The organism is Bacillus gaemokensis (assembly GCF_001590835.1).
GTDB lineage: Bacteria > Bacillota > Bacilli > Bacillales > Bacillaceae_G > Bacillus_A > Bacillus_A gaemokensis.
Window position 1 is genome coordinate 237,161 of sequence record NZ_LTAQ01000056.1, and the last position, 19,158, is coordinate 256,318.

Here is a 19,158-nt window from a genome sequence, read left to right on the forward strand (position 1 = left end):
GTTGCTGCTTTCTTTCTAACTCAAAGTAAAACTTGAAATTAGGAGCGGATATTTTGATTCAAGTAGCTTTACGTGTATATCGACTACAATTGTATACAATTTTTAGTGGTTTACTACTTATGTGGGGTGTTACTCCGTTTTCGAAACAAGTAACAGGATTTGGCATTGGATTAGCTGTAAGTGCGTATTGCCTTTGGTTATTAGCTCGTCGAGTTGAAAAGATTGGAAGGAGTATTGTACTTAAGGAGAAAGTTCCTGGTATTGGAGTTTTAAATCGTTTTGCAGCTGCTATATTAGGTGCAATCATCATGTATGAAATCGAGCATGAAATGGAAATGTGGGCATTTGGTACGGGGATTTTAGGAGGCCACTTTTTAATGATTGCGAATTTAGCGTATGCAAATATGCAATTGGTTAAAGAAGAAGAGGAACAAAGGAAAAAGATTGCTCAGGATTCGAAATAATAGCGTAAAAAAGAGCCGGAAACGGCTCTTTTTTTATATAGATATATATAGCTATTTTATCTATTATGGATTTCTTATTTATTTTTCATGAAAAACTTAAAAAAATTTAGAAAACCCATCGCTTTCTAAAGGAGATATATGTTATTATGACAAAAGACTTTTTGAAAGAGGTGGATGAAAATGTTGCAAGCACTACTTATTTTTGTATTACAAATTATTTATGTTCCAATCTTAACAATCCGGACGATTTTGCTTGTAAAGAACCAAACAAGATCCGCTGCGGGTGTGGGATTATTAGAAGGTGCAATCTATATTGTGAGTTTAGGGATTGTATTTCAAGACTTATCAAATTGGATGAACATTGTAGCCTATGTCATTGGCTTTAGTGCTGGACTTTTACTAGGTGGTTATATAGAAAATAAATTGGCAATTGGATATATTACGTACCAAGTTAGTTTACTAGACCGTTGTAATGAATTAGTTGATGAATTAAGACATTCAGGATTTGGAGTAACTGTTTTTGAAGGAGAAGGGATAAATTCTATTCGATATCGTTTAGATATTGTTGCGAAACGATCGCGTGAGAAAGATCTTTTAGAGATTATTAATAGAATTGCGCCAAAAGCATTTATGTCGTCGTATGAAATTCGTTCCTTTAAAGGTGGATATTTAACAAAGGCTATGAAAAAACGAGCATTAATGAAAAAAAAAGATCATGCATCATAAAGAAGGGAGAAGCTGAAAACAGCTTTTCCTTTTTATTTTTCTGTTAAGGCCTTGGTTATTGTGTGTCCTAAAGCCTTGTGGACAAGCTTCTTGTTAATTGTCAGATAATACTATATATTTTAGTCTATAAATAATTATCAGATAATACTAGATATTTTAGTCTATTAATTATTATAATAGACTATGATATGGTTATAATTGAGGCAGAAAAGGTATTTGGGGAATAGGTGACGCTTTGCTTTTTGTGACATCTAAGCAGAAGCGCCTACTCTTTTTTGCTAATATAGGGGATGGAGAGATTATCATGAGCAACATGCAGCAAAAAACAGACGTTATCTTAATTGGTGCTGGAATCATGAGCGCGACTTTGGGATCATTACTGAAAGAGTTAGCACCTGAATGGGAAATCAAAGTGTTTGAGAAACTCGCAAATGCAGGTGAAGAAAGCTCTAACGAATGGAATAATGCGGGTACGGGCCATTCTGCACTGTGCGAGCTTAACTATACATCCGAAAAATCTGACGGATCTATAGATATTAGCAAAGCTATAAAAATTAATGAACAGTTTCAGCTTTCAAGACAGTTTTGGTCTTATCTTGTAAACAGTAATCTGATTCGTAATCCGCAGGACTTTATCATGCCAATACCTCATATGAGTTTGGTACAAGGGGAAAAAAATGTAACGTTTTTGAAAAAACGTTTTGAAGCGCTTTCAAACAATCTACTGTTTCAAGGGATGGAATTTTCCGATGACCCTGAAAAACTGAAGGAGTGGATTCCGCTTATCATGGAAGGCCGTAAATCGAATGAACCGATAGCGGCAACAAAAATCGACTCTGGAACGGATGTCAACTTCGGTGCTTTAACACGCATGTTATTTGACCACTTACAGAGTAAAAAGGTCGATATAAACTGCAAGCATAGTGTCCAGGATATTAAACGTACTAGCGACGGATCATGGGAAGTGAAAGTGCATGATATCGATAGCGGTAAAATCGAATACCATACTGCAAAATTCGTCTTTATCGGCGGTGGGGGCGGAAGTCTGCCTTTACTACAAAAAACCGGTATTCCTGAGTCAAAACATATTGGAGGGTTCCCGGTAAGCGGACTATTTATGGTATGTAACAATCCGGAAGTTGTAGCGCAGCATCATGGAAAAGTATACGGTAAAGCTAAGGTTGGTGCTCCTCCAATGTCTGTTCCGCATCTTGATACAAGATATATCGACAACAAAAAAACATTGCTGTTTGGACCGTTTGCCGGCTTCTCACCAAAGTTCTTAAAAACGGGTTCGAATTTTGATTTGATAGGTTCCGTAAAACCGAATAATGTCTTCACTATGTTGGCGGCAGGCGTAAAAGAGATGGCATTGACGAAATATCTGATCCAGCAAGTTATGTTATCGAATGAAAAGCGCATGGAAGAATTACGCGAGTTTATTCCAAACGCCAAAAGCGAGGATTGGGATATAGTGGTAGCGGGTCAACGTGTGCAAGTTATCAAAGATACTGATGCCGGCGGTAAAGGAACACTTCAATTTGGTACAGAAGTTGTTAGTGCTACTGATGGCTCGATAGCTGCATTGCTAGGCGCTTCTCCGGGTGCTTCTACCGCTGTTCACGTTATGCTTGAGGTATTAGAAAAATGCTTCCCACAACATATGAAAGAGTGGGAACCGAAAATAAAAGAAATGATTCCTTCTTATGGCGTGTCACTAGTGGAAAACCGAGAGCTTTTCCAAGAAATTTATACTTCAACAGCGCAGGCACTGGATCTAAGCGAAAAAGAACTGGTTTATAGTTAATTCTTTGGATGTAGAAACAAAGATATTTAATGAAAAAGTTTAAGCAATAAATATTTATTCATTTTTCTAGGTCTATTAAGAATAAATACTTCCCTACTTTTCTTTAAAAAGTAGGGATTATTTTTCGTAAAGGAATTGGTCTTTTTTCTCAAAGCACTACACTACCTTTTATATTACATAAAATCTTCCTGTTATCCTAAATAATATTTAAAAAGCTAAATCCATACATCGAAGCAACTGCAAAAATGACTGTCCATACTGCTAGACTGACCGTCATCCAACTTATGACGTGTGTCCGGTTAGATCCAAATGTTAAAGCTAATACGGCTGCAATATCAGTCAGTTCCTACGAGAATTGGAGCTAGCAGAGCCAAACCTGGAATACCGTATCGTTCCCATATTCGTCTTGATCTGGTCTCTTTTTTAGAAGGTGTTGTTATACCTTTTTTTAACTTTCTTGCTGCTTGCCAGTTCGCATACTGCTTAAAGAAGAAGCCCAGTAATAGAACCAAGATAAGATTCCCTGCAAATGCCGTCACTCCTACTGTAAATGGTTGTAACCCCCATGCGATACCGAGTGGTACAACGATTGATACATCCATCCATGGAGCAAAGGCTAACAGAAACAAAACGAAATATTGCCATAATACACCTGCATTTTGAGCCCATTCCAACATACTGTTTCACCTCCTTTTTTTGTTCAGATTAAATACGATTTAAAACACGAATAGTAGTTAACCAATAGACAATGTATTGACCTACACCTAGTACACCAATGCACATTAATGGAGCGAAAATATTATGAGAAAAGAGGAAGCAAATTCCTGCCGTTACTGGAAGTGCAAAGCTATAGTAAATATACACGTTTCTGCAAGCCTTATAGGTACCCATTGTTGACCTTCATCTATTTCACGAAATTCGGATGGTGTAAATCTAAATAATCTAATCTTATCATCAGGATTCTTTCGGTTATAAAGCTTTGCGAGAATGAACCACAAAAAAGTAAACATTACCAAAATCCCAAAACACAATCTAGCCAGAACGACCTGTGTGTTCATAAGAGAAAACAGTAAAAATGCAATGATCAATACAAATGAGCTCGCTCCTATAAGCGGAGGCTTCAAAATATGTTTCATCATAATCATTCATTCCTTTCCTTTTAAATAAAAAACATCTTCTACGGTAACATGAAACGCAGCAGCTATTTTTAATGCCATAGTGACAGATGGAGAATAATCACCTTTTTCAATTAATCCGATTGTCTGCCTTGTCACTCCAATCGCATCGGCCAAGTCTTGCTGAGTCCACCTAAATCGTGCCCGTAATTCTCTAACTCTGTTTTCAAGCATCATAATTTCCCTTCTCTCATTTTCAATCACTATCATTGTGAAATATTGCCAACAAAATGTAAACAATCATTTGCATTTTGTAATGAATAATTGCTAAAGAGAACATAAATAACACCATCTATAACTAAAATGGCGTTGTTTAGTTTATGAAAAGCACCGTTTAATAGACTGGACGGTGCTTTTCATTGCATTATATACGTTTATAATCCTGAATGAATCATTTCTTTTTCTTGTTTTTGCTTCATATTTTTTAAAATATGAAGCAAAACAAAACCAGTAACACCCATTGCACCAAAAATGAACCAAGGTATATATATACCTTGCATATACGCTGTAAACCAAGTTCCTGTGTAGTTTCCAATCATAAATCCGGCTGCAAGAGATAATTGATAACATCCAAAATATGTGGCTGTATAGGATTCGTTACTATAATCAGAAATTGCGATATCAGCATTCGGTAATACAAGTGTCTCGCCAATTGTAAATAGAATAACGCACACAAATAACCAATAGGGATGTTGAGATACGGGGATTAGTAAAAAGGAAATTCCCATTAATAGAACCCCGAATTTTATAATCGACAGTGTATTGTATCTGTGAAAGATTTTCCTAAATACAATCATAAATAAAACACCTGTAATAGCATTCATTGTAATAACAAGTCCACCTAACTTAGAACTATGACTGATGTTGGTCATATGAAGAGGAAGCGCGACAGTAAGCTGAGTAAACATAATGTAAAAGAAAATCATGATGAATGAGAAAGAGAAAAATTGCTTATTTTCAAAAACGGCTTTTAATCCAGATAAGAGCTGTACATTGGCCGTAGAAATACGGAAGTGAGATCTAAGAAGGTAAAGAAAAATGGAAAAGATCAGCATAAGTAATCCAGTGAATAAGAATGGATACAAGGGGTTCCACATAAGTAAAAGTCCGCCTGCAATTGGACCAATAATAGCACCACCATTAAAAGCAAGATTTAAGTATGTAAATAAATCTTTTCGGATAGAAGCTGGTTGCGAGCCAAATATAGCACGAGCAGCTGGTTCATAAAAGGCAGTTCCACATCCAATTAGTGAAGCGGAAATTGAAATAGTATGAAACTCAGAAAATATTCCTAAACCAATAAAACCAATTCCTCTCAATAGCAAACCAGACGTCATCATAATCATGTAGCCTACTTTGTCTGCGATTATACCAGAAAATAAAGGAATAACTCGCGATGTAATTGTCATAATCGTTAAAATTGTTCCCACTTTTACAGCGGAAAAGTGTAAAAAACTAGATAAATAAATAGCTAGAAAAGCATAGACAGCAAAGTATCCAAATGCCATAAAAAATGATGAAATAAGTATAAAACGTATAGGCATTGAAAAGTTGTTCATAGAATTTCCCCCTAGATTGTAACCATTAAAAGTTTTTACTGGTTAACTATTTTATATTATAATTATACATAAAGTCAGAAAAAAGTAAATTTTAGAAAGATGGTGGTGTATTTGAAGCACACTCAGGAAGCACCGGGAAAATTAGAAACGATAAGAGATTTTTTAAATACATGGAGAATTCCAAATGACACGAGAAAGCAGGTAGACGAGCTTAATACGATAGATGATGTACTTCAATTTATGAGAGAACATTTTGATGAGAAAGTTTCTTTTGGTACGTTGGACAAGCTGAGACGATTTAGAGATGAAATTCGTTTCGCAGTTGAAGAGCAAGGAACACTACAAGAATGGCTGGAAAAGTATCCATTTCGAGTGTGTGTTACAGAAAGTATGGATTCTGTTACATATGAACCGATTGGAGAACGGAATTTGTATACGATGATGTTACAAATTATTTTAGTGGCTATTGATCAAAAACAATGGGGAAGGTTAAAAGCATGTCCAGATTGCCGCTGGGTCTTTTATGATCATTCTCGTAATGGAAGTAAACGTTGGTGCGGTATGTATGCTGGAGGTAAAGAAGGGAGAGCGTGTGGTACGATTGCAAAAGTGAAAAATTATCGCGCGAAGAGAAAAGGGAGTTCGGGGTATATGATATAACCTTCAGAGGAACATGTGAGATGAAGAAATGCAGTTTGAAAAATAAGTGAGAGAAAAGGGGGAAGATGTACAAGCGGTGCTGTATAAGAGAAAGTTGAGCACATACATAAATGGCTGGATGTACAATTGAAAGAATAGTAGAGGGTGAACCATCTAGTGACTTTAATGAACAACAAACGGAACCTTCTGTAAAATATTATTCTCTGCATAAAGCAAGAAGAGTGCTGACAACTTTAATTATTAAGGCAAGAAAATAAGTTACTATATAAAGAAGATGGTGTTAGTAGTGAGTAATATTAATATGATAGCAATTGGTGAGGTACAGTCTGATATTCATGAAAAAGTGTATAGCAATTGGGGAAATGTTATTTCTAATATTCGAGTATATCCAGAATATATTGAGGGATTAACTGGTCTAGAGGAATATTCTCATGCTATTATTATTTTTTTTATGGATGATTTTAAAGAAGAGGGTAGCAAATCATGGGTTAGAAAACCAAGAGGATTAAGTGACTTTGATGAAAAGGGATGTTTTGCGCAAAGGACAAAGTATCGTCCAAATCCACTTGGAATCACTACTGTTGAAATATTGTCAATTGAAGGTAATGTTATTACAGTAAAAGGATTAGATGCGAATAATCACACAGCTATTTTAGATATAAAACCGTATATCGCTGAATTTGATGTAAGGAACAATGTTCGTGTTCCAAGTTGGATGGGTGAATTAATGAAAAATTATTTTTAATGTTGGTAAGAAAAAATGTAATAGAAAAAAGCTTTGCAGTAATAGCAAAGCTTTTTTCATGTTTAGTCATACTGTACGTATAAATTATCTTACATGCGTAATTTACTTCATCTTTTTGGCTGAAAAATATGCTGAAAAAAATATTTGTGATGTAAACTATCTACAACTTTGTTCGCTTGATACGTACGTTGTTGTTCTAATCGAAGGCGTTGTTCCATCATTTTTACTTCATGATCTGATAAACGTAACATTGTACAAGTCTCCTTTTCTATAAATATAGGTTTCTGGTGATATCGATTCCATATACTTTATAGTTAAGGAGGGATATTGTATAACATAGGTGAAAAGCACCTTCCTCTCCCGTTACGCTTACGAGGTTAGCTGTCGGACTCGGGAAGTGAGAGTTTCCCTACTTGAAAAAGATTCGCCCCAAGTAGCATAGGCTACATAAATGGTTCCCCCGTTCCAAAAAATGGATTCAGCAAAAGGTTTTATAAAAAATAAGATAACATAACTTGGAAAATAAGTCAAATTATTTTGTTTTTTCTGTCTTTTCTAATTGTGTAAGAATGAGTCCATCAGGTAAGAGAATATCTTTTACTTCCATAAACCCGTTTTTTTTATATAAAGAAAGGGCAGGGGTATTTGCTTTACCTGTTTGTACAATATATTTTTGCGTGGCAGGAAATATGTTAAATAAATAAGCTAGTAATTTTGTTGCAATTCCTTTATGAAAATAATCTGGTGATATAACGAGTCGGTGAATATCAATAATAGATTTCTCATTTACAAACGAAATAAAACCTAGTAGTTTATTTTCAAAGAAATAGCCATAAAATATTTCATTACAATTTTGAATATCTTCTGCAGTATCATATAGGCGAGGGATTGCTTTACTATTAATGTACGTTGCTTCAACTTGATAGGCTGGAATTTGGATAGCCAAAATAGCTGATGCTATTTCAAGAGAAGTGTGAGGAATTTTATAGATCATTAGCTGGACTCCTTTCGTCAAAAGGGGATAGGTTAAATTTTATTATTGGGTATGTATTGTGAACATAATGAACTTAGATAAAAGGTATTTTAATATACAATAATCCCTATTTAGTTTGACAAATTTTAGATTATTTGGATACAATGTATGTACATAAATTTCGTGATATATAGTAAATCTCCTTTTTAATAATAGAAGACTAGAAATGGGATGGATTATCACATTTTTAGTTGGTGCTATTATAGGTGCTATCACAGGTGAAGATTTTTCTGCTGGTATGTTTGGTAATAGTATCGCTGGTTTACTAGGTGCTTGGCTAGGTGGTAAGTTATTTGGAGTATGGGGACCGGCGTTTGGTGGCATTCATATTGTGCCAGCATTATTAGGGGAAATTGTATAGGTTCTAATTGTATCTTTTGTAGTAAAAGCTGCATGTAAATAGAGATGATTACTAATTGTTTAACAAAAGCCCTTTTAGAGGGCTTTTTATCCTTAGAGAGGTGATGTTTTTGGAGAAAGGAAATTTAAGAAAAAGAGACAAATTTAAAAAGTTTTTTAAAGAACAAAATTATTTAGCGGTGTTACTCGGATTTACTTTGCTATTTGTGAATATATTATTATTAACGAAAATATCCTTTGTATTCACGCCATTTATTGTCTTTTTAAAAACAATCTTTTTTCCAGTTTTATTAGCAGGTGTCCTATTTTATATTTTACATCCATTCGTTTTGCTTTTAGAAAGAAAAGGTGTTTCGCGAATCGTTTCAATTGCTTCTATATATATACTTGTAATTGGCTTGTTTGTTTTTCTTGTTGTAACTGTTATTCCAGTTATTAAAGATCAAGTAAACGCCTTAATAGATAACTTACCGTATTTCGGTCATGAGATTGAAAGGGCAGCGCGTAGGTTTGGGGAAAGTAATATCATTGGAAAAATTCAAGAGAGTTTAAATATTGATGTAGGTAGTATTGTAAAAGATTACACAATGAATTTTACTAACTCATTGTCATCAGTGACAGGGAATGTAACTGGATTTTTAAGTACACTTACAGAGGTAGTACTTACATTTGTAATGGTTCCTTTTATATTATTCTATCTTTTAAAAGATGGCGAACAATTACCGAAACACTTTTTGAGATTTATTTCAGAGCAACGCCAGCCTTCTGCTAAACTTATATTAGATGATATGCACTATGCAATTAGTTCGTATATTAGAGGACAGATTATTGTCAGCTTGTTTATCGGCATTATGCTATTAATCGGTTATGTCATAATTGGAATTAAATATGCTGTATTGCTTGCTATTTTAGCAATGATTGTAAATGTTGTACCGTATGTTGGACCAATTATCGCCATTCTACCTGCTTTAATTATTGCATTTGTTGACTCACCAGCAATGATCTTAAAGGTAATTATTGTGATGGTGATTGTACAATTAGCGGAAGGTAAATTTATTTCACCGCAAGTAATGGGAAAAAAATTAGATATTCACCCAATTACAATTATCTTTATTATTTTAACAGCAGGAAATTTATTTGGAATTATGGGTATCATCTTAGCGATTCCAGGATATGCGATATTAAAAGTACTTGTTACACATAGCTATAGATTTATTAAACTGAACACGTGAAAAGGAGAGCTAAAACAGAATTTTTCTATTTTAGCTCTTTTTTATTTTCTAATTAATAATTCGTTTGCATATTCACGAGCCCAACGATCGACTTCTAACACTGTTTCTAAAGATGGATTCGTGATGTTATGATGTGCTTCAAGTGTAGAATAAATTGTTTTTTCAATATCAAAGAATGAAATTTCATTTTGTAAATATAACGCATTAGCAATTTCATTTGCTGCATTTAAGACTGCAGGCGCTGTGCCACCAATCTTTCCAGACTCATAAGCATAATGTAAACAAGGGAATTTCTTTAAATCTGGTTTTTCAAAATGTAAGCTACCGACTTCTAATAGATTTAATTTTTTATAGTTGGATGGTAATCTAGTTGGATAATGGAATGCATATTGAATGGGCATTCTCATGTCAGGAGCGCCAAGTTGTGCCATAATTGATCCATCTATAAATTCAACTAAAGAATGAATAATGCTTTCTTTATGAATCAGAACATCAATTTTTTCGTAAGGGATATCAAATAACCAACGTGCTTCCATCACTTCAAAACCTTTATTCATTAGTGTAGCAGAATCAATGGTTAACTTTGCTCCCATTAACCAATTTGGATGTTTCAAAGCATCTTTAGCTTGTAAAATAGCCATTTCTTCGCGCGTCATATCTCGAAATGCACCGCCGGAAGCTGTAACGATAAGTTTTTCAATTTCTTTATTATTTTCTCCGTTTAAACATTGAAAAATAGCAGAGTGCTCACTATCCACTGGAATTAAGCGACAGCCGTTTTGTTTAGCAAGTTCCGTCACAATGTGTCCAGCAGCAACTAACGTTTCTTTGTTGGCGATGGCGATATCTTTTTTCGCTTTTAATGCTTCAATTGTCGGAAGGAGACCGGAAACGCCGACAACAGAAGTTAATACAAGATTAGAATCAGGATGAGTAGCGACTTCAATTAAACCGTCTTTTCCATATGTAATTTTTGTATCAGTAGAAATTCGTTTTCGAAGGATAGCTGCTAATTCTTTTGTACCCACGCTTACAATGCGAGGCTGAAATGTTTGTATTTGTTTTTCAAGAAGATCGATATTATGATTTGCTGTTAAACCAATAATTTTGAAATGTTCAGGATAACTAGCGACTACATCTAATGCAGATGTACCAATTGAACCAGTTGAACCTAAAATTGAAATATACTTTACCATAAAAAATCCTCCAAAGATGTATTATTATTTCTGCAAACCTATATAGAATTAGACAAAAAAAGTGAAATTCCTGCCTGTTTCATAAAACAGAAAATTTATGTTTATCAGAAAAATAAATGTGATAAAATGTAAGAAATAAACAAAAAGTGATGATAGAGAAGAGTACATATTTAGAACTTTACAGAGAGCTGATGGTTGGTGGGAATCAGTAAGGGATAAATATGGAATGGACTCTGGAGCTTCTAGCTGAAATAAGTAGGCTAAGACGTTTTACTTCACGTTAAAGAAGTGTTAAGTGAGCTATAATTGTAGCTAATAAAGGTGGTACCGCGGGAGCCCCTCGTCCTTTTTTAGGATGAGGGGCTCTTTTGTTTTTAGAAAGGAGGAATTAGTGTGAGTGAGAAAATAATGTTAACAGGAATTAAGCCAACTGGTTATCCGCATTTAGGAAACTATATTGGAGCAATCAAACCGGCATTAAAAATGTCTAAACATAAAGACGGAAAAGCACTATATTTTATAGCTGACTATCATGCATTAAACGCTGTGCAAGATCCTAAGCTGTTTTGTGCGTATACAAAAGAGGTAGCTGCAACGTGGTTATCGTTAGAGCTTGGAGAAGATGTTATCTTTTATAGACAAACGGAAGTTCCAGAAATTCTAGAATTAGCATGGATTTTAGCTTGTCTGACTCCGAAAGGGCTTATGAATCGTGCTCATGCATATAAAGCGAAAGTAGAGCTAAATAAAGAAGTTGGAGCTGAAATTGATACGGGTGTGAATATGGGATTATATACGTATCCGATTTTAATGGCGGCTGATATATTATTATTCCAGTCTAGCCATGTTCCTGTTGGGAAAGATCAAATTCAACATATTGAAATTGCTCGTGACATTGCAACGTACTTTAATAACACATTTGGAGAAACCTTTACACTTCCTGAGTATGTCATACAAGAAGAGGGAGCCATTTTACTTGGTCTTGATGGACGAAAGATGAGCAAAAGTTATGGAAATGAAATTCCGCTATTTGCAGAACCTGAAAAGCTGAAAAAGCTAATATTTAAAATTAAAACTAATTCTTCATTACCCGATGAGCCAAAAGAACCTGAAACATTATTTATGATCTATAAAGAATTTGCAGTAGAGGAAGAAGTGCGAATAATGCGGAAACAGTATGAAGAAGGAATCGGTTGGGGGGAAGTGAAAAAGGAACTATTTCGTGTTGTGAACCGTGAATTAGAAGGACCGAGAGAAAAGTATAAAAGGTATATAAATGAACCACACTTATTGTATGAGGCATTAGAAAAAGGTGCGGAGCGCGCTAGAGAAATTGCGAAGGTGAATTTAGCGACAATTAAAAAGCGGGTTGGATATGAGAGGGAACGATAAGTGTTCCCTTATTTTTCTGTTTTTAACATGCTTCGTGACTTTATTTCGATTGCCACATATTTTCATAGAACACCATTTTCGGCGCCCTGTTTTATCAAGAAGTCTTTTATCTGCTATTTACTTATTTTCATTGCCTCTACCTGTTGAAATTGATTAATAATCATTTTAGGTACGGTGCCAACATTATATGGTAGTGTATGTAATGGGAAGAAACGTAATTCTTTTGATTCGTTAGGGTCACCTTGCAAGGCTCCTTCATAATTTCGGCAAATATAAACAACCATGACACCATATACTTGATCACCATTTGGATATACTTGAAACAAATCTGGTCCAGAAAAGGTATGAAAGAGTTCTAAGTCTTTTACAATCAGTCCAGTTTCTTCAAACACCTCTCGTTTTGCAGCGTCTTCTAAAGTTTCGTTATATTCAAGAGCCCCACCAATAATTCCCCAAATATTAAAATCTGCGCGCAGTTGAAGTAGTATTTCATTATAGTTATTTAAAATAATAACGTGTGAACCAATTAGTATAAGTGGACGATTACCTACGAGTTCCCGCATGTCTTCGATATATCCCATTTTCTTTTCTCCTTATGAATCTATATTTTGAGCGAATTGTAAATACGTTTCATATTCTTTAAAACCATTCTTTTTAATCATTTCTATTAAATTTAGTTGCTGAAGGGGAACCCACTAAGAGAATGGAAGGTCTTCAAAAAATGAAAGTACAGATTCTAAAGAAGCATGGTTGGTAAAACGAATGACTTTATTTGTTTGTATGTTTGGTACATTTTTATTTTTAATCATGATCACATCTTTATTGTTGACATACTCTACATCTTTTGGAATAGCTTGTATGGGATAATCCCAATGATGCGATTCAATTGCATTTTTTATAAATTGGTCAGTCATTTGCTGGGAACTCCTTTTGGGTTAGTAATATTTTGGTAATTCTCTTAACAGTCTTTCGGTTCGATTTGAGATGGTGGTAAGATTAGGATCTTCTTTTGTTCTAAAAAATAATGTGCGTAAAAAAGTTTTTATATTTGCACATAAAATACAATATTCATGAAGAGAAAGTTTTTTTCTAAATTGTGGTAATCGTTGCATTTTTTTATAAAGAATCGAAAAGAATCGCTCTTTTGGAAAATCATGATACAGCATAGATAAAAGGGGAGTGATAATTCTTTCATCTTCATTATTGTGATATACAGTAGAATAAATGAATATTTTATTTAATAAGCAATGAGTGATTTCTTCATAGCAAATACAGGTAACTTTTGGATTGTGAACGAGCTCATTAAAGGCATCGGAAACATGTACAACACTATGAGCCCAGCCTGTATTTTCAACATGTCCCCGAAAATCCACTTCTAAGTTCATATATTTAATGAGTTTTTCTTTCGTTTCCTGAATTGTTTCTGGTGACAAAAAGGAGTGAGAGTTATCGAATTGAATGATTAAAGCAATTAATGACGCTGTACCGGAACGGATAAAAACCCCGTCTGTCTGTGAAGAAGCAATGTCAAAATATAAGTACTCATTACTTAGGCAAGTAGTTAACAATAATTCTAGCTGATCATAGGAAATGAATTCATTATGAATAAAATGTGAAAAACATTCATATATGAGTTGATTACGAACATAGCTATCTGTCGTCCCGATATGTTGGAGCATGTTAAGTGTTAACTCATTTATATCGATATGCTGCATTTGCGTATAATCATTTTGCTGAATGAGCTCTAATTCTTGTTGCAAGGTAATGATATCCAAAGGTGTACCTCCTCTGTACTTTAATCATACGATATTTTCTAGTATTCTATATATTCAAGGGCAATCCTGCTTGTGCAAGGAGTTCATATTGAATTTGAAGTATTAAAACAGTTGAGATAGATAAGGGGAAAATATGAATATGATAAGGCGATTAGAAAATAATTTTAAAATTCAAAGAGGAGCGTCATCTTCTATAACAATAGAAGAAAATAACGCGATTTTACTCAAACCGCAGCAAATTAGAGATATCGTAGAATACTTCATAAAGGAAGCAAGAAAAAGAGGTTTGGAAAATCTATATTTTGAAATTTCGTCACAAAGTCCAAACTATAATACTTATCAAACTTGTTTTCAGGAAAACGGATTTATATATAGCAGTGAAAGGATAGTAGTATTTAAGGACATATTTTCTGTAGTTGAAACAGATGATTTGTTTGATTTGACAACGATAGAAGAAATAGGAGAAGAGAGCTTCAGAGAAGTTTGGAATGAAACAATAAAAAACGCAACTGAGATAAAAGGTTCTATGCCATTTGAAGTGTGCAAATCCATGATGCAGAAAGAGATGGGAGATCGATGGAAGGAACATTGCTTAATTGCACTGTTAGATAAAGAACCAATAGGAATTATAATCCCATATATAGAACCTGGAACGCTTGAAGAAGGAAAACTATTTCACTTTGGAATCGTCCCAAGTATGCGAGGAAAAGGATATGAATCGAAATTACTTGAGAAAGCAATGTATATCTTAAAAGAAATAGGAGCTGCTTATTATATAGGTACGACAGATAGGGAAAACGAATGGATGAAATCCATTTTTGAACAGAATGCATACCAACAATTAAGTTGTATTGAACGATATACAAAAGCTGTAAAGCAAGGATAAATATGAAGATCCCTCGAAATATGTAAGAGGGAGGGGAGGAGTATGTTGAAACAAAAGTTCAGCCAGTTGATACGGCTTTATCCATCATTATTATTTGATGAATGGCATGTTGAAAGTGTTTCAAATCGTCAAGAGGGAGAAAAATGGGAGACGCTTTGGTTTCAGGTAATTACGCCAACAGGAAGGTTTCGAGTAAAAGAATTTTTTCTAGATATAATGGAGCCGACATTTTCAGACAGTTGTATTCACCATGCGCAAGGGGACTGTTTTCAATATAATGGACTTATATACTGGAGAGGGTTAAATTATAAAGGGAAAGATAACTTTGTTATGTCTAAATGGAAGACACAAGTTGAGATTTCAATTGATGAAGGATTCATAGGCCAACAAGAAATGGAGCAGTTTTTAGAAGGATTGCAACCACTGGATGTAGAGAAAGCAAAGCAACAAATCAATACACCATTTCATCAGCTAAGCTTTCAAACGAGAGTACAAAGTGGCGGTGAAATCAGTAGATGCAGTCAGTGGTATTCCTCAAATGAAATAGAATTTCCTGATTTGCCAATTGACATAATAGCGGCTTGGAAGCTTGAATCGGTTGGTTTTGGAAATAATGAAATACAATATGTGTATTGGGATGAAAAAGAGCATTTATATACAATTTGGGCCTGTCGTCATACCAGAAATGCCTACTATCCCTCATCTTCATGGACTAGAAACTATAGTACGAAACAAATAATCAATGGGTTAGAGTATTATTCGCATCCTCAAAGAGGAACAGTCGTATATCAAGATTTGGGAGATGAACAAGTAGCTTATGTGTTTCGTGGGAATCCATGTACAACATTTGCTCAGGTCAGAAAGATGTTCTCTTAGTTTTAAAGAGTGGATAAGAGAACGTCATGAAGTGAAGATGTTAAGAATGATAAGGATTTTCGTCAGTAACGAAATAAATATAGTAACGACATAAACAGCTGAATTGTAATACAATAAAAAGGTCATCGTACATATATGCGGACAATATAGAGGAAGTGTTGGTGGAAAAATGGAGCAACAAAGAATTTGGCTACAAGCAAGTGTGGAACAAACGCCAGATCATATGTTACATATACAGTGGGAAGATGGAGTAGAGGAAGTCAGTATTTATTGGAGCATATCTTCAGAGCATATTGAGGAAAATGGTACGTTTCTATTAAAAGTATCAGGGGAATCGTCATGTACAATAGAAAATCCAAGCGTGAATGTACGTCCTTATTTTCGATTAGTAGGAAGTAATGGACAAGTAGTTACAGTAGCAGAAAGAAAGTTGCCATTACAAGGTGCGTTTAATTTCCGAGATCTAGGTGGTTACGAAACAACAGATGGTCGTAGAGTAAAGTGGGGGAAACTATATCGTTCCGAGGAATTAGCAGGACTTACAGAATGGGATGTTGATTATTTACAACAAACGGGTTTGAAACTGATATGTGATTACCGAACGGACTTTGAAGTAAAGCATAAACCAAACCCGAGCATTGATGGTGCTCGTCAAGTTTGTTTACCAGTCATGCAAGATCTTGCAAAAGATTTAAATATTAATGAGTTTTTCCAAGTTGGTGATTTATCAATGCTTGGAAAACCAGGTGAATATTTAGTTAACATGAATAGAGATTTTGTAACAGGAAATGAAGCGTTTGTACGCTTTTTACAGCTCGCTCAAGATCCAGAGAATTTACCGCTTGTTAATCATTGTACAGCTGGGAAAGATCGAACAGGATTTGGTTCTGCTCTGTTATTACTACTTCTTGGTGTCTCGGAAGAAACAATCATGGAGGACTATTTATTAAGTAATGGCTTCCGTGAAAAGCTAAATCAAAAAATGATGGCCTTTTTAGGGGCGAAACTACAAAATGAGGAAAGTAAAGAAATACTAGGAGCTATGTTTGAAGCTCGCGCGGAGTATTTACAGGCAGCAATTGATGAAATCATCCACAAATATGGAAGTATAGAAATGTATGCTGAAAAGGGCCTCGGTTTTACAAAAGAGCAGTTAGAAAATATGAAAACAATGTTATTAGAAGAAAAGTAATATATAAATAGCGCTTTTTTGCAATTAAGTTTGCTTATTTGTAGAAGGTTTGATGAACAATCCTATATTATGTATCTGATACAGGATTGTTTTATTAAGCTTCTAAATGGGATAGGGAAGTTGCACAATTCCCTCAAATAGTTGGATTTTCAAGGTTAGATCTAGGTTACATATTATATAGTAGAAAAGATTCAAGAGAATTCATGGATGTTAGTATGAACAAAATTTGGAATAAGTGTTCAATATGGATTGGTAATGAGCAATGGAGGTACCTATGAAATACAAAATCATATTATTCGATGTTGACGACACGTTGTTCGACTTCAGTATTTCGGAAAAAAATGCACTATATAAAGCTTTTGTAGAGTTCGGATCTCCACTGGGATTGGGTGATTATGAAGTGAGCTACAAGGAGATTAGTAAGCTATTATGGAGGGACTTGGAGCAGGGGATTATTACTCTATCAGAATTAGGCGTAGAAAGATTTAGAAAGTTATTCCTTGCGCATAAGCTTGAAATCGATGCGAATACATTTAACAGTGTTTATCTTGGATATTTAGGAAAAGAGATACATCTTATACCTGGAGCTGTAGAAGTGTGTAACGATCTTGCCGATTGTAGGTTGGCTATTATAACAAATGGATTCACGGATGTACAGAAATCTAGAATCGAGGGATCTCCTCTCCGCAATACTTTTGAGCATATTATTATTTCTGAAGAAACTGGGTTTCAGAAGCCTGAACAGAGGATTTTCGAATATGCATTTTCCAAGCTGCAGATTACTGATAAAGCTAAAGTGTTGATTGTGGGTGATTCTTTAACCTCTGATATTCAAGGTGGAATAAATTGCGGGATTGATACTTGCTGGTTTAATCCGTATTGTAAGGAAAATAATATAGGAATTAAACCGACGTATGAAATCCGTGAGCTAACCGATATTATAAGGATTGTAGGAAAGACAGGGAACTGAGAAGTTTTGAATAAATTATTTTTCTGTTTTTTTGCTATATGGAGATATACGTGCAAGTCTACAAAATCCCTCTCTACATAATGTAGGAGGGATTTTTGTAGACTATGTTTCGTCAAAAATAAAAATTTCATTAATGGAAGCATTCAATGCTTTCGCAATGTCATGAGCAAGCTGTAAGGAAGGATTATATTTTCCTTTTTCTAAATGACTAATCGTTTCGCGACGGACGCCAACGAGTTTTGCTAAATCGTCTTGAGTCATATGTAAATGGGCACGGTATTCTTTTATTTTCGTTATGAATGCCACGGTGCATCTTCCATTTCATCAATTGGTTTATCGTAAAAATAGATAGAGAAACAAAATGTAAGAATGAGTAAGCCGAAAATGATGGCGATGTCCAGTTCTTGTAGAGTAGGGTTTGGAAATAGTATTTCTGTAAATACAAAAATTGTAGTGACGAGTGCGGTAACAATAAAAGCGTTTCGACAAGCTTTGTTTACAATTTGTTCAAAGAGTTCATCATGACGAACTTTTCGGTATGTTGTAAAAAAAGAAAAGAACATAAACATTGTAAACATTCCTTTTTCATGAAAACCAAGAAAACCAAAGAAGCCAAGGAAGCCAACATACTTAATCCAAGTTGTTTTCATTAAAGTATCTCCTTTCAATGTTAGAAATATATAACTTATTGTTATAAATATATCACAAAATGTAGTGATTGATAATCTTTCATAGATATGACTTTGAAAAAATGGTAGGTTTTCAAATGAAAAGAGTTAATTCCAGGTTAAAATTCAGAAAAATGATACTATTTATAAGTTATATAGAGTAAAAATAGCGTAGAATGGTAGCAAAGGGAGGAGGAAGAAAGGATGACAAATTGGATCGTGATTACATTATTGCTTGTAGCAATAACTGTAGTAGGAACAATCATCGTGGGGCGAAATGGGGATGAAAATTATAGTAAGTCAACGAAAGGGAATATTACAAGACTTACAATGATTTATATTGTGTTAGCGATTATTTTAATAGTTGGTGTAGGTTTGTACATTTATTTTAATGGTTAGAAAGGAGATTTATAATCTGAAAAAAATATGAAAATCAAAAAAT

At 34.5% G+C, this 19,158-nt stretch carries 23 protein-coding genes, 4 pseudogenes, 1 riboswitch and 1 other annotated feature; of the genes and pseudogenes, 14 read left to right on the plus strand and 13 right to left on the minus strand.

Annotated features, from left to right (window positions below; translation table 11 throughout):
• Nucleotides 1-53 precede the first annotated feature (53 nt).
• The 3 genes from AZF08_RS24360 to AZF08_RS24370 all read left to right on the plus strand — a co-directional run bounded on the left by AZF08_RS24360 (nucleotide 54) and on the right by AZF08_RS24370 (nucleotide 2,997).
• Nucleotides 54-464 carry an ATP synthase subunit I gene (locus AZF08_RS24360; protein ID WP_033675936.1) on the plus strand — a complete coding sequence of 137 codons (411 nt, stop codon included), beginning with the start codon at nucleotides 54-56 and terminating at the stop codon, nucleotides 462-464.
• 180 nt (nucleotides 465-644) lie between these two features.
• Nucleotides 645-1,190 (plus strand): DUF2179 domain-containing protein, encoded by a 546-nt coding sequence (locus AZF08_RS24365; protein WP_033675934.1) that lies wholly within the window; start codon nucleotides 645-647, stop codon nucleotides 1,188-1,190.
• A gap of 283 nt (nucleotides 1,191-1,473) precedes the next feature.
• Entirely contained in the window at nucleotides 1,474-2,997 is a 1,524-nt protein-coding gene (locus AZF08_RS24370; protein WP_265182916.1) for a malate:quinone oxidoreductase, read from the plus strand.
• 196 nt (nucleotides 2,998-3,193) lie between these two features.
• On the opposite strand, the pseudogene AZF08_RS24375 reads toward AZF08_RS24370, so the two are convergent.
• The 4 genes and pseudogenes from AZF08_RS24375 to AZF08_RS24390 form a co-directional block, all read right to left on the minus strand.
• A pseudogene (locus AZF08_RS24375) lies at nucleotides 3,194-3,674 on the minus strand (small multi-drug export protein).
• A gap of 28 nt (nucleotides 3,675-3,702) precedes the next feature.
• Nucleotides 3,703-4,136, minus strand: a pseudogene (locus AZF08_RS24380) (hypothetical protein).
• Between the two features lie 6 nt (nucleotides 4,137-4,142).
• Entirely contained in the window at nucleotides 4,143-4,349 is a 207-nt protein-coding gene (locus AZF08_RS24385; RefSeq protein WP_017151702.1) for a helix-turn-helix transcriptional regulator, read from the minus strand.
• Between the two features lie 197 nt (nucleotides 4,350-4,546).
• On the minus strand, nucleotides 4,547-5,731 hold the full coding sequence (locus AZF08_RS24390) for an MDR family MFS transporter (RefSeq protein ID WP_033675925.1): 1,185 nt from the start codon (nucleotides 5,729-5,731) through the stop codon (nucleotides 4,547-4,549).
• A 99-nt stretch (nucleotides 5,732-5,830) separates the two neighbouring features.
• Between AZF08_RS24390 and AZF08_RS24395 the strand changes: the two genes are divergently transcribed.
• From AZF08_RS24395 to tsaA, 3 genes and pseudogenes are all read left to right on the plus strand, one after another.
• Nucleotides 5,831-6,391, plus strand: coding sequence for a CGNR zinc finger domain-containing protein (locus tag AZF08_RS24395; protein WP_033675922.1), 561 nt, complete (start codon nucleotides 5,831-5,833; stop codon nucleotides 6,389-6,391).
• Nucleotides 6,392-6,446: 55 nt separating this feature from the next.
• Nucleotides 6,447-6,648 (plus strand): annotated as a pseudogene (locus AZF08_RS29335) (class I SAM-dependent methyltransferase); the annotation flags it as partial.
• Between the two features lie 29 nt (nucleotides 6,649-6,677).
• Nucleotides 6,678-7,136: a tRNA (N6-threonylcarbamoyladenosine(37)-N6)-methyltransferase TrmO gene (gene tsaA / locus AZF08_RS24400; RefSeq protein ID WP_033675920.1), complete on the plus strand. Its 459-nt coding sequence runs from the start codon at nucleotides 6,678-6,680 to the stop codon at nucleotides 7,134-7,136.
• Nucleotides 7,137-7,243: 107 nt separating this feature from the next.
• Here the strand turns inward: tsaA and AZF08_RS30945 are convergent, their stop codons facing one another.
• Both AZF08_RS30945 and AZF08_RS24410 read right to left on the minus strand, forming a co-directional pair.
• Nucleotides 7,244-7,387: a hypothetical protein gene (locus AZF08_RS30945; protein WP_063177394.1), complete on the minus strand. Its 144-nt coding sequence runs from the start codon at nucleotides 7,385-7,387 to the stop codon at nucleotides 7,244-7,246.
• A 99-nt stretch (nucleotides 7,388-7,486) separates the two neighbouring features.
• Nucleotides 7,487-7,630: riboswitch (cyclic di-AMP (ydaO/yuaA leader) on the minus strand.
• A gap of 38 nt (nucleotides 7,631-7,668) precedes the next feature.
• Nucleotides 7,669-8,130 carry a GNAT family N-acetyltransferase gene (locus AZF08_RS24410; protein WP_033675918.1) on the minus strand — a complete coding sequence of 154 codons (462 nt, stop codon included), beginning with the start codon at nucleotides 8,128-8,130 and terminating at the stop codon, nucleotides 7,669-7,671.
• Nucleotides 8,131-8,335: 205 nt separating this feature from the next.
• Here AZF08_RS24410 and AZF08_RS24415 point away from each other — a divergent pair, with 205 nt between their 5' ends.
• Together AZF08_RS24415 and AZF08_RS24420 are read left to right on the plus strand one after the other, a co-directional pair.
• Entirely contained in the window at nucleotides 8,336-8,530 is a 195-nt protein-coding gene (locus AZF08_RS24415; protein ID WP_051725828.1) for a hypothetical protein, read from the plus strand.
• A 109-nt stretch (nucleotides 8,531-8,639) separates the two neighbouring features.
• Nucleotides 8,640-9,761, plus strand: coding sequence for an AI-2E family transporter (locus AZF08_RS24420; protein ID WP_033675916.1), 1,122 nt, complete (start codon nucleotides 8,640-8,642; stop codon nucleotides 9,759-9,761).
• A gap of 41 nt (nucleotides 9,762-9,802) precedes the next feature.
• Here the strand turns inward: AZF08_RS24420 and AZF08_RS24425 are convergent, their stop codons facing one another.
• Entirely contained in the window at nucleotides 9,803-10,957 is a 1,155-nt protein-coding gene (locus AZF08_RS24425; RefSeq protein ID WP_033675914.1) for a 1-deoxy-D-xylulose-5-phosphate reductoisomerase, read from the minus strand.
• 140 nt (nucleotides 10,958-11,097) lie between these two features.
• Nucleotides 11,098-11,308 (plus strand) — a binding site (T-box leader).
• Nucleotides 11,309-11,350: 42 nt separating this feature from the next.
• On the opposite strand from AZF08_RS24425, the gene AZF08_RS24430 reads away from it, so the two are divergent.
• Nucleotides 11,351-12,349: a tryptophan--tRNA ligase gene (locus tag AZF08_RS24430; RefSeq protein ID WP_033675913.1), complete on the plus strand. Its 999-nt coding sequence runs from the start codon at nucleotides 11,351-11,353 to the stop codon at nucleotides 12,347-12,349.
• Here the strand turns inward: AZF08_RS24430 and AZF08_RS29340 are convergent.
• The 4 genes and pseudogenes from AZF08_RS29340 to AZF08_RS24445 all read right to left on the minus strand — a co-directional run.
• A pseudogene (locus AZF08_RS29340) lies at nucleotides 12,305-12,448 on the minus strand (CGNR zinc finger domain-containing protein); the annotation flags it as partial. The gene AZF08_RS24430 and the pseudogene AZF08_RS29340 overlap by 45 nt on opposite strands.
• A 14-nt stretch (nucleotides 12,449-12,462) precedes the next feature.
• The gene (locus AZF08_RS24435; RefSeq protein WP_033675911.1) at nucleotides 12,463-12,930 is read right to left on the minus strand and encodes an NUDIX hydrolase; all 468 of its coding nucleotides are present in this window, start codon (nucleotides 12,928-12,930) and stop codon (nucleotides 12,463-12,465) included.
• A gap of 114 nt (nucleotides 12,931-13,044) precedes the next feature.
• Nucleotides 13,045-13,263: a hypothetical protein gene (locus AZF08_RS24440; RefSeq protein ID WP_033675909.1), complete on the minus strand. Its 219-nt coding sequence runs from the start codon at nucleotides 13,261-13,263 to the stop codon at nucleotides 13,045-13,047.
• Between the two features lie 21 nt (nucleotides 13,264-13,284).
• The gene (locus tag AZF08_RS24445) at nucleotides 13,285-14,124 is read right to left on the minus strand and encodes a DUF2785 domain-containing protein (RefSeq protein ID WP_033675907.1); all 840 of its coding nucleotides are present in this window, start codon (nucleotides 14,122-14,124) and stop codon (nucleotides 13,285-13,287) included.
• Nucleotides 14,125-14,257: 133 nt separating this feature from the next.
• Here AZF08_RS24445 and AZF08_RS24450 point away from each other — a divergent pair, with 133 nt between their 5' ends.
• The 4 genes from AZF08_RS24450 to AZF08_RS24465 all read left to right on the plus strand — a co-directional run bounded on the left by AZF08_RS24450 (nucleotide 14,258) and on the right by AZF08_RS24465 (nucleotide 18,048).
• A complete protein-coding gene (locus AZF08_RS24450; protein WP_033675905.1) occupies nucleotides 14,258-15,010 on the plus strand; it encodes a GNAT family N-acetyltransferase in 753 nt (250 codons plus the stop codon).
• Nucleotides 15,011-15,052: 42 nt separating this feature from the next.
• Complete coding sequence (locus AZF08_RS24455; RefSeq protein WP_033675902.1) at nucleotides 15,053-15,886, plus strand: hypothetical protein; 834 nt, start codon at nucleotides 15,053-15,055, stop codon at nucleotides 15,884-15,886.
• A gap of 169 nt (nucleotides 15,887-16,055) precedes the next feature.
• Nucleotides 16,056-17,078 carry a tyrosine-protein phosphatase gene (locus AZF08_RS24460; protein ID WP_033675900.1) on the plus strand — a complete coding sequence of 341 codons (1,023 nt, stop codon included), beginning with the start codon at nucleotides 16,056-16,058 and terminating at the stop codon, nucleotides 17,076-17,078.
• A gap of 274 nt (nucleotides 17,079-17,352) precedes the next feature.
• Entirely contained in the window at nucleotides 17,353-18,048 is a 696-nt protein-coding gene (locus tag AZF08_RS24465) for a YjjG family noncanonical pyrimidine nucleotidase (protein ID WP_033675898.1), read from the plus strand.
• A gap of 102 nt (nucleotides 18,049-18,150) precedes the next feature.
• Here AZF08_RS24465 and AZF08_RS24470 read toward each other — a convergent pair whose 3' ends face one another.
• Both AZF08_RS24470 and AZF08_RS24475 read right to left on the minus strand, forming a co-directional pair.
• The gene (locus AZF08_RS24470; protein ID WP_033675896.1) at nucleotides 18,151-18,354 is read right to left on the minus strand and encodes a helix-turn-helix transcriptional regulator; all 204 of its coding nucleotides are present in this window, start codon (nucleotides 18,352-18,354) and stop codon (nucleotides 18,151-18,153) included.
• Entirely contained in the window at nucleotides 18,342-18,698 is a 357-nt protein-coding gene (locus tag AZF08_RS24475) for a DUF3796 domain-containing protein (protein WP_033675894.1), read from the minus strand. Before AZF08_RS24475 ends, AZF08_RS24470 begins: the two co-directional genes overlap by 13 nt.
• Before the next feature lie 222 nt (nucleotides 18,699-18,920).
• Here AZF08_RS24475 and AZF08_RS24480 point away from each other — a divergent pair, with 222 nt between their 5' ends.
• Nucleotides 18,921-19,115, plus strand: coding sequence for a hypothetical protein (locus tag AZF08_RS24480; RefSeq protein ID WP_033675891.1), 195 nt, complete (start codon nucleotides 18,921-18,923; stop codon nucleotides 19,113-19,115).
• Nucleotides 19,116-19,158: the final 43 nt, after the last annotated feature.

Excerpts from the sequence above, each read along its gene's own strand:
- AZF08_RS24480 (WP_033675891.1), top strand. The coding sequence starts at position 18,921 with ATGACAAATTGGATCGTGATTACATTATTGCTTGTAGCAATAACTGTA.
- AZF08_RS24390 (WP_033675925.1), bottom strand. The coding sequence starts at position 5,731 with ATGAACAACTTTTCAATGCCTATACGTTTTATACTTATTTCATCATTT.
- AZF08_RS24415 (WP_051725828.1), top strand. The coding sequence starts at position 8,336 with ATGGGATGGATTATCACATTTTTAGTTGGTGCTATTATAGGTGCTATC.
- AZF08_RS24435 (WP_033675911.1), bottom strand. The coding sequence starts at position 12,930 with ATGGGATATATCGAAGACATGCGGGAACTCGTAGGTAATCGTCCACTT.
- AZF08_RS24365 (WP_033675934.1), top strand. The coding sequence starts at position 645 with ATGTTGCAAGCACTACTTATTTTTGTATTACAAATTATTTATGTTCCA.
- AZF08_RS24455 (WP_033675902.1), top strand. The coding sequence starts at position 15,053 with ATGTTGAAACAAAAGTTCAGCCAGTTGATACGGCTTTATCCATCATTA.
- AZF08_RS24425 (WP_033675914.1), bottom strand. The coding sequence starts at position 10,957 with ATGGTAAAGTATATTTCAATTTTAGGTTCAACTGGTTCAATTGGTACA.
- AZF08_RS24465 (WP_033675898.1), top strand. The coding sequence starts at position 17,353 with ATGAAATACAAAATCATATTATTCGATGTTGACGACACGTTGTTCGAC.
- AZF08_RS24395 (WP_033675922.1), top strand. The coding sequence starts at position 5,831 with ATGGTGGTGTATTTGAAGCACACTCAGGAAGCACCGGGAAAATTAGAA.
- AZF08_RS24440 (WP_033675909.1), bottom strand. The coding sequence starts at position 13,263 with ATGACTGACCAATTTATAAAAAATGCAATTGAATCGCATCATTGGGAT.
- AZF08_RS24410 (WP_033675918.1), bottom strand. The coding sequence starts at position 8,130 with ATGATCTATAAAATTCCTCACACTTCTCTTGAAATAGCATCAGCTATT.
- AZF08_RS30945 (WP_063177394.1), bottom strand. The coding sequence starts at position 7,387 with ATGTTACGTTTATCAGATCATGAAGTAAAAATGATGGAACAACGCCTT.
- AZF08_RS24385 (WP_017151702.1), bottom strand. The coding sequence starts at position 4,349 with ATGATGCTTGAAAACAGAGTTAGAGAATTACGGGCACGATTTAGGTGG.
- AZF08_RS24460 (WP_033675900.1), top strand. The coding sequence starts at position 16,056 with ATGGAGCAACAAAGAATTTGGCTACAAGCAAGTGTGGAACAAACGCCA.
- AZF08_RS24475 (WP_033675894.1), bottom strand. The coding sequence starts at position 18,698 with ATGAAAACAACTTGGATTAAGTATGTTGGCTTCCTTGGCTTCTTTGGT.
- AZF08_RS24450 (WP_033675905.1), top strand. The coding sequence starts at position 14,258 with ATGAATATGATAAGGCGATTAGAAAATAATTTTAAAATTCAAAGAGGA.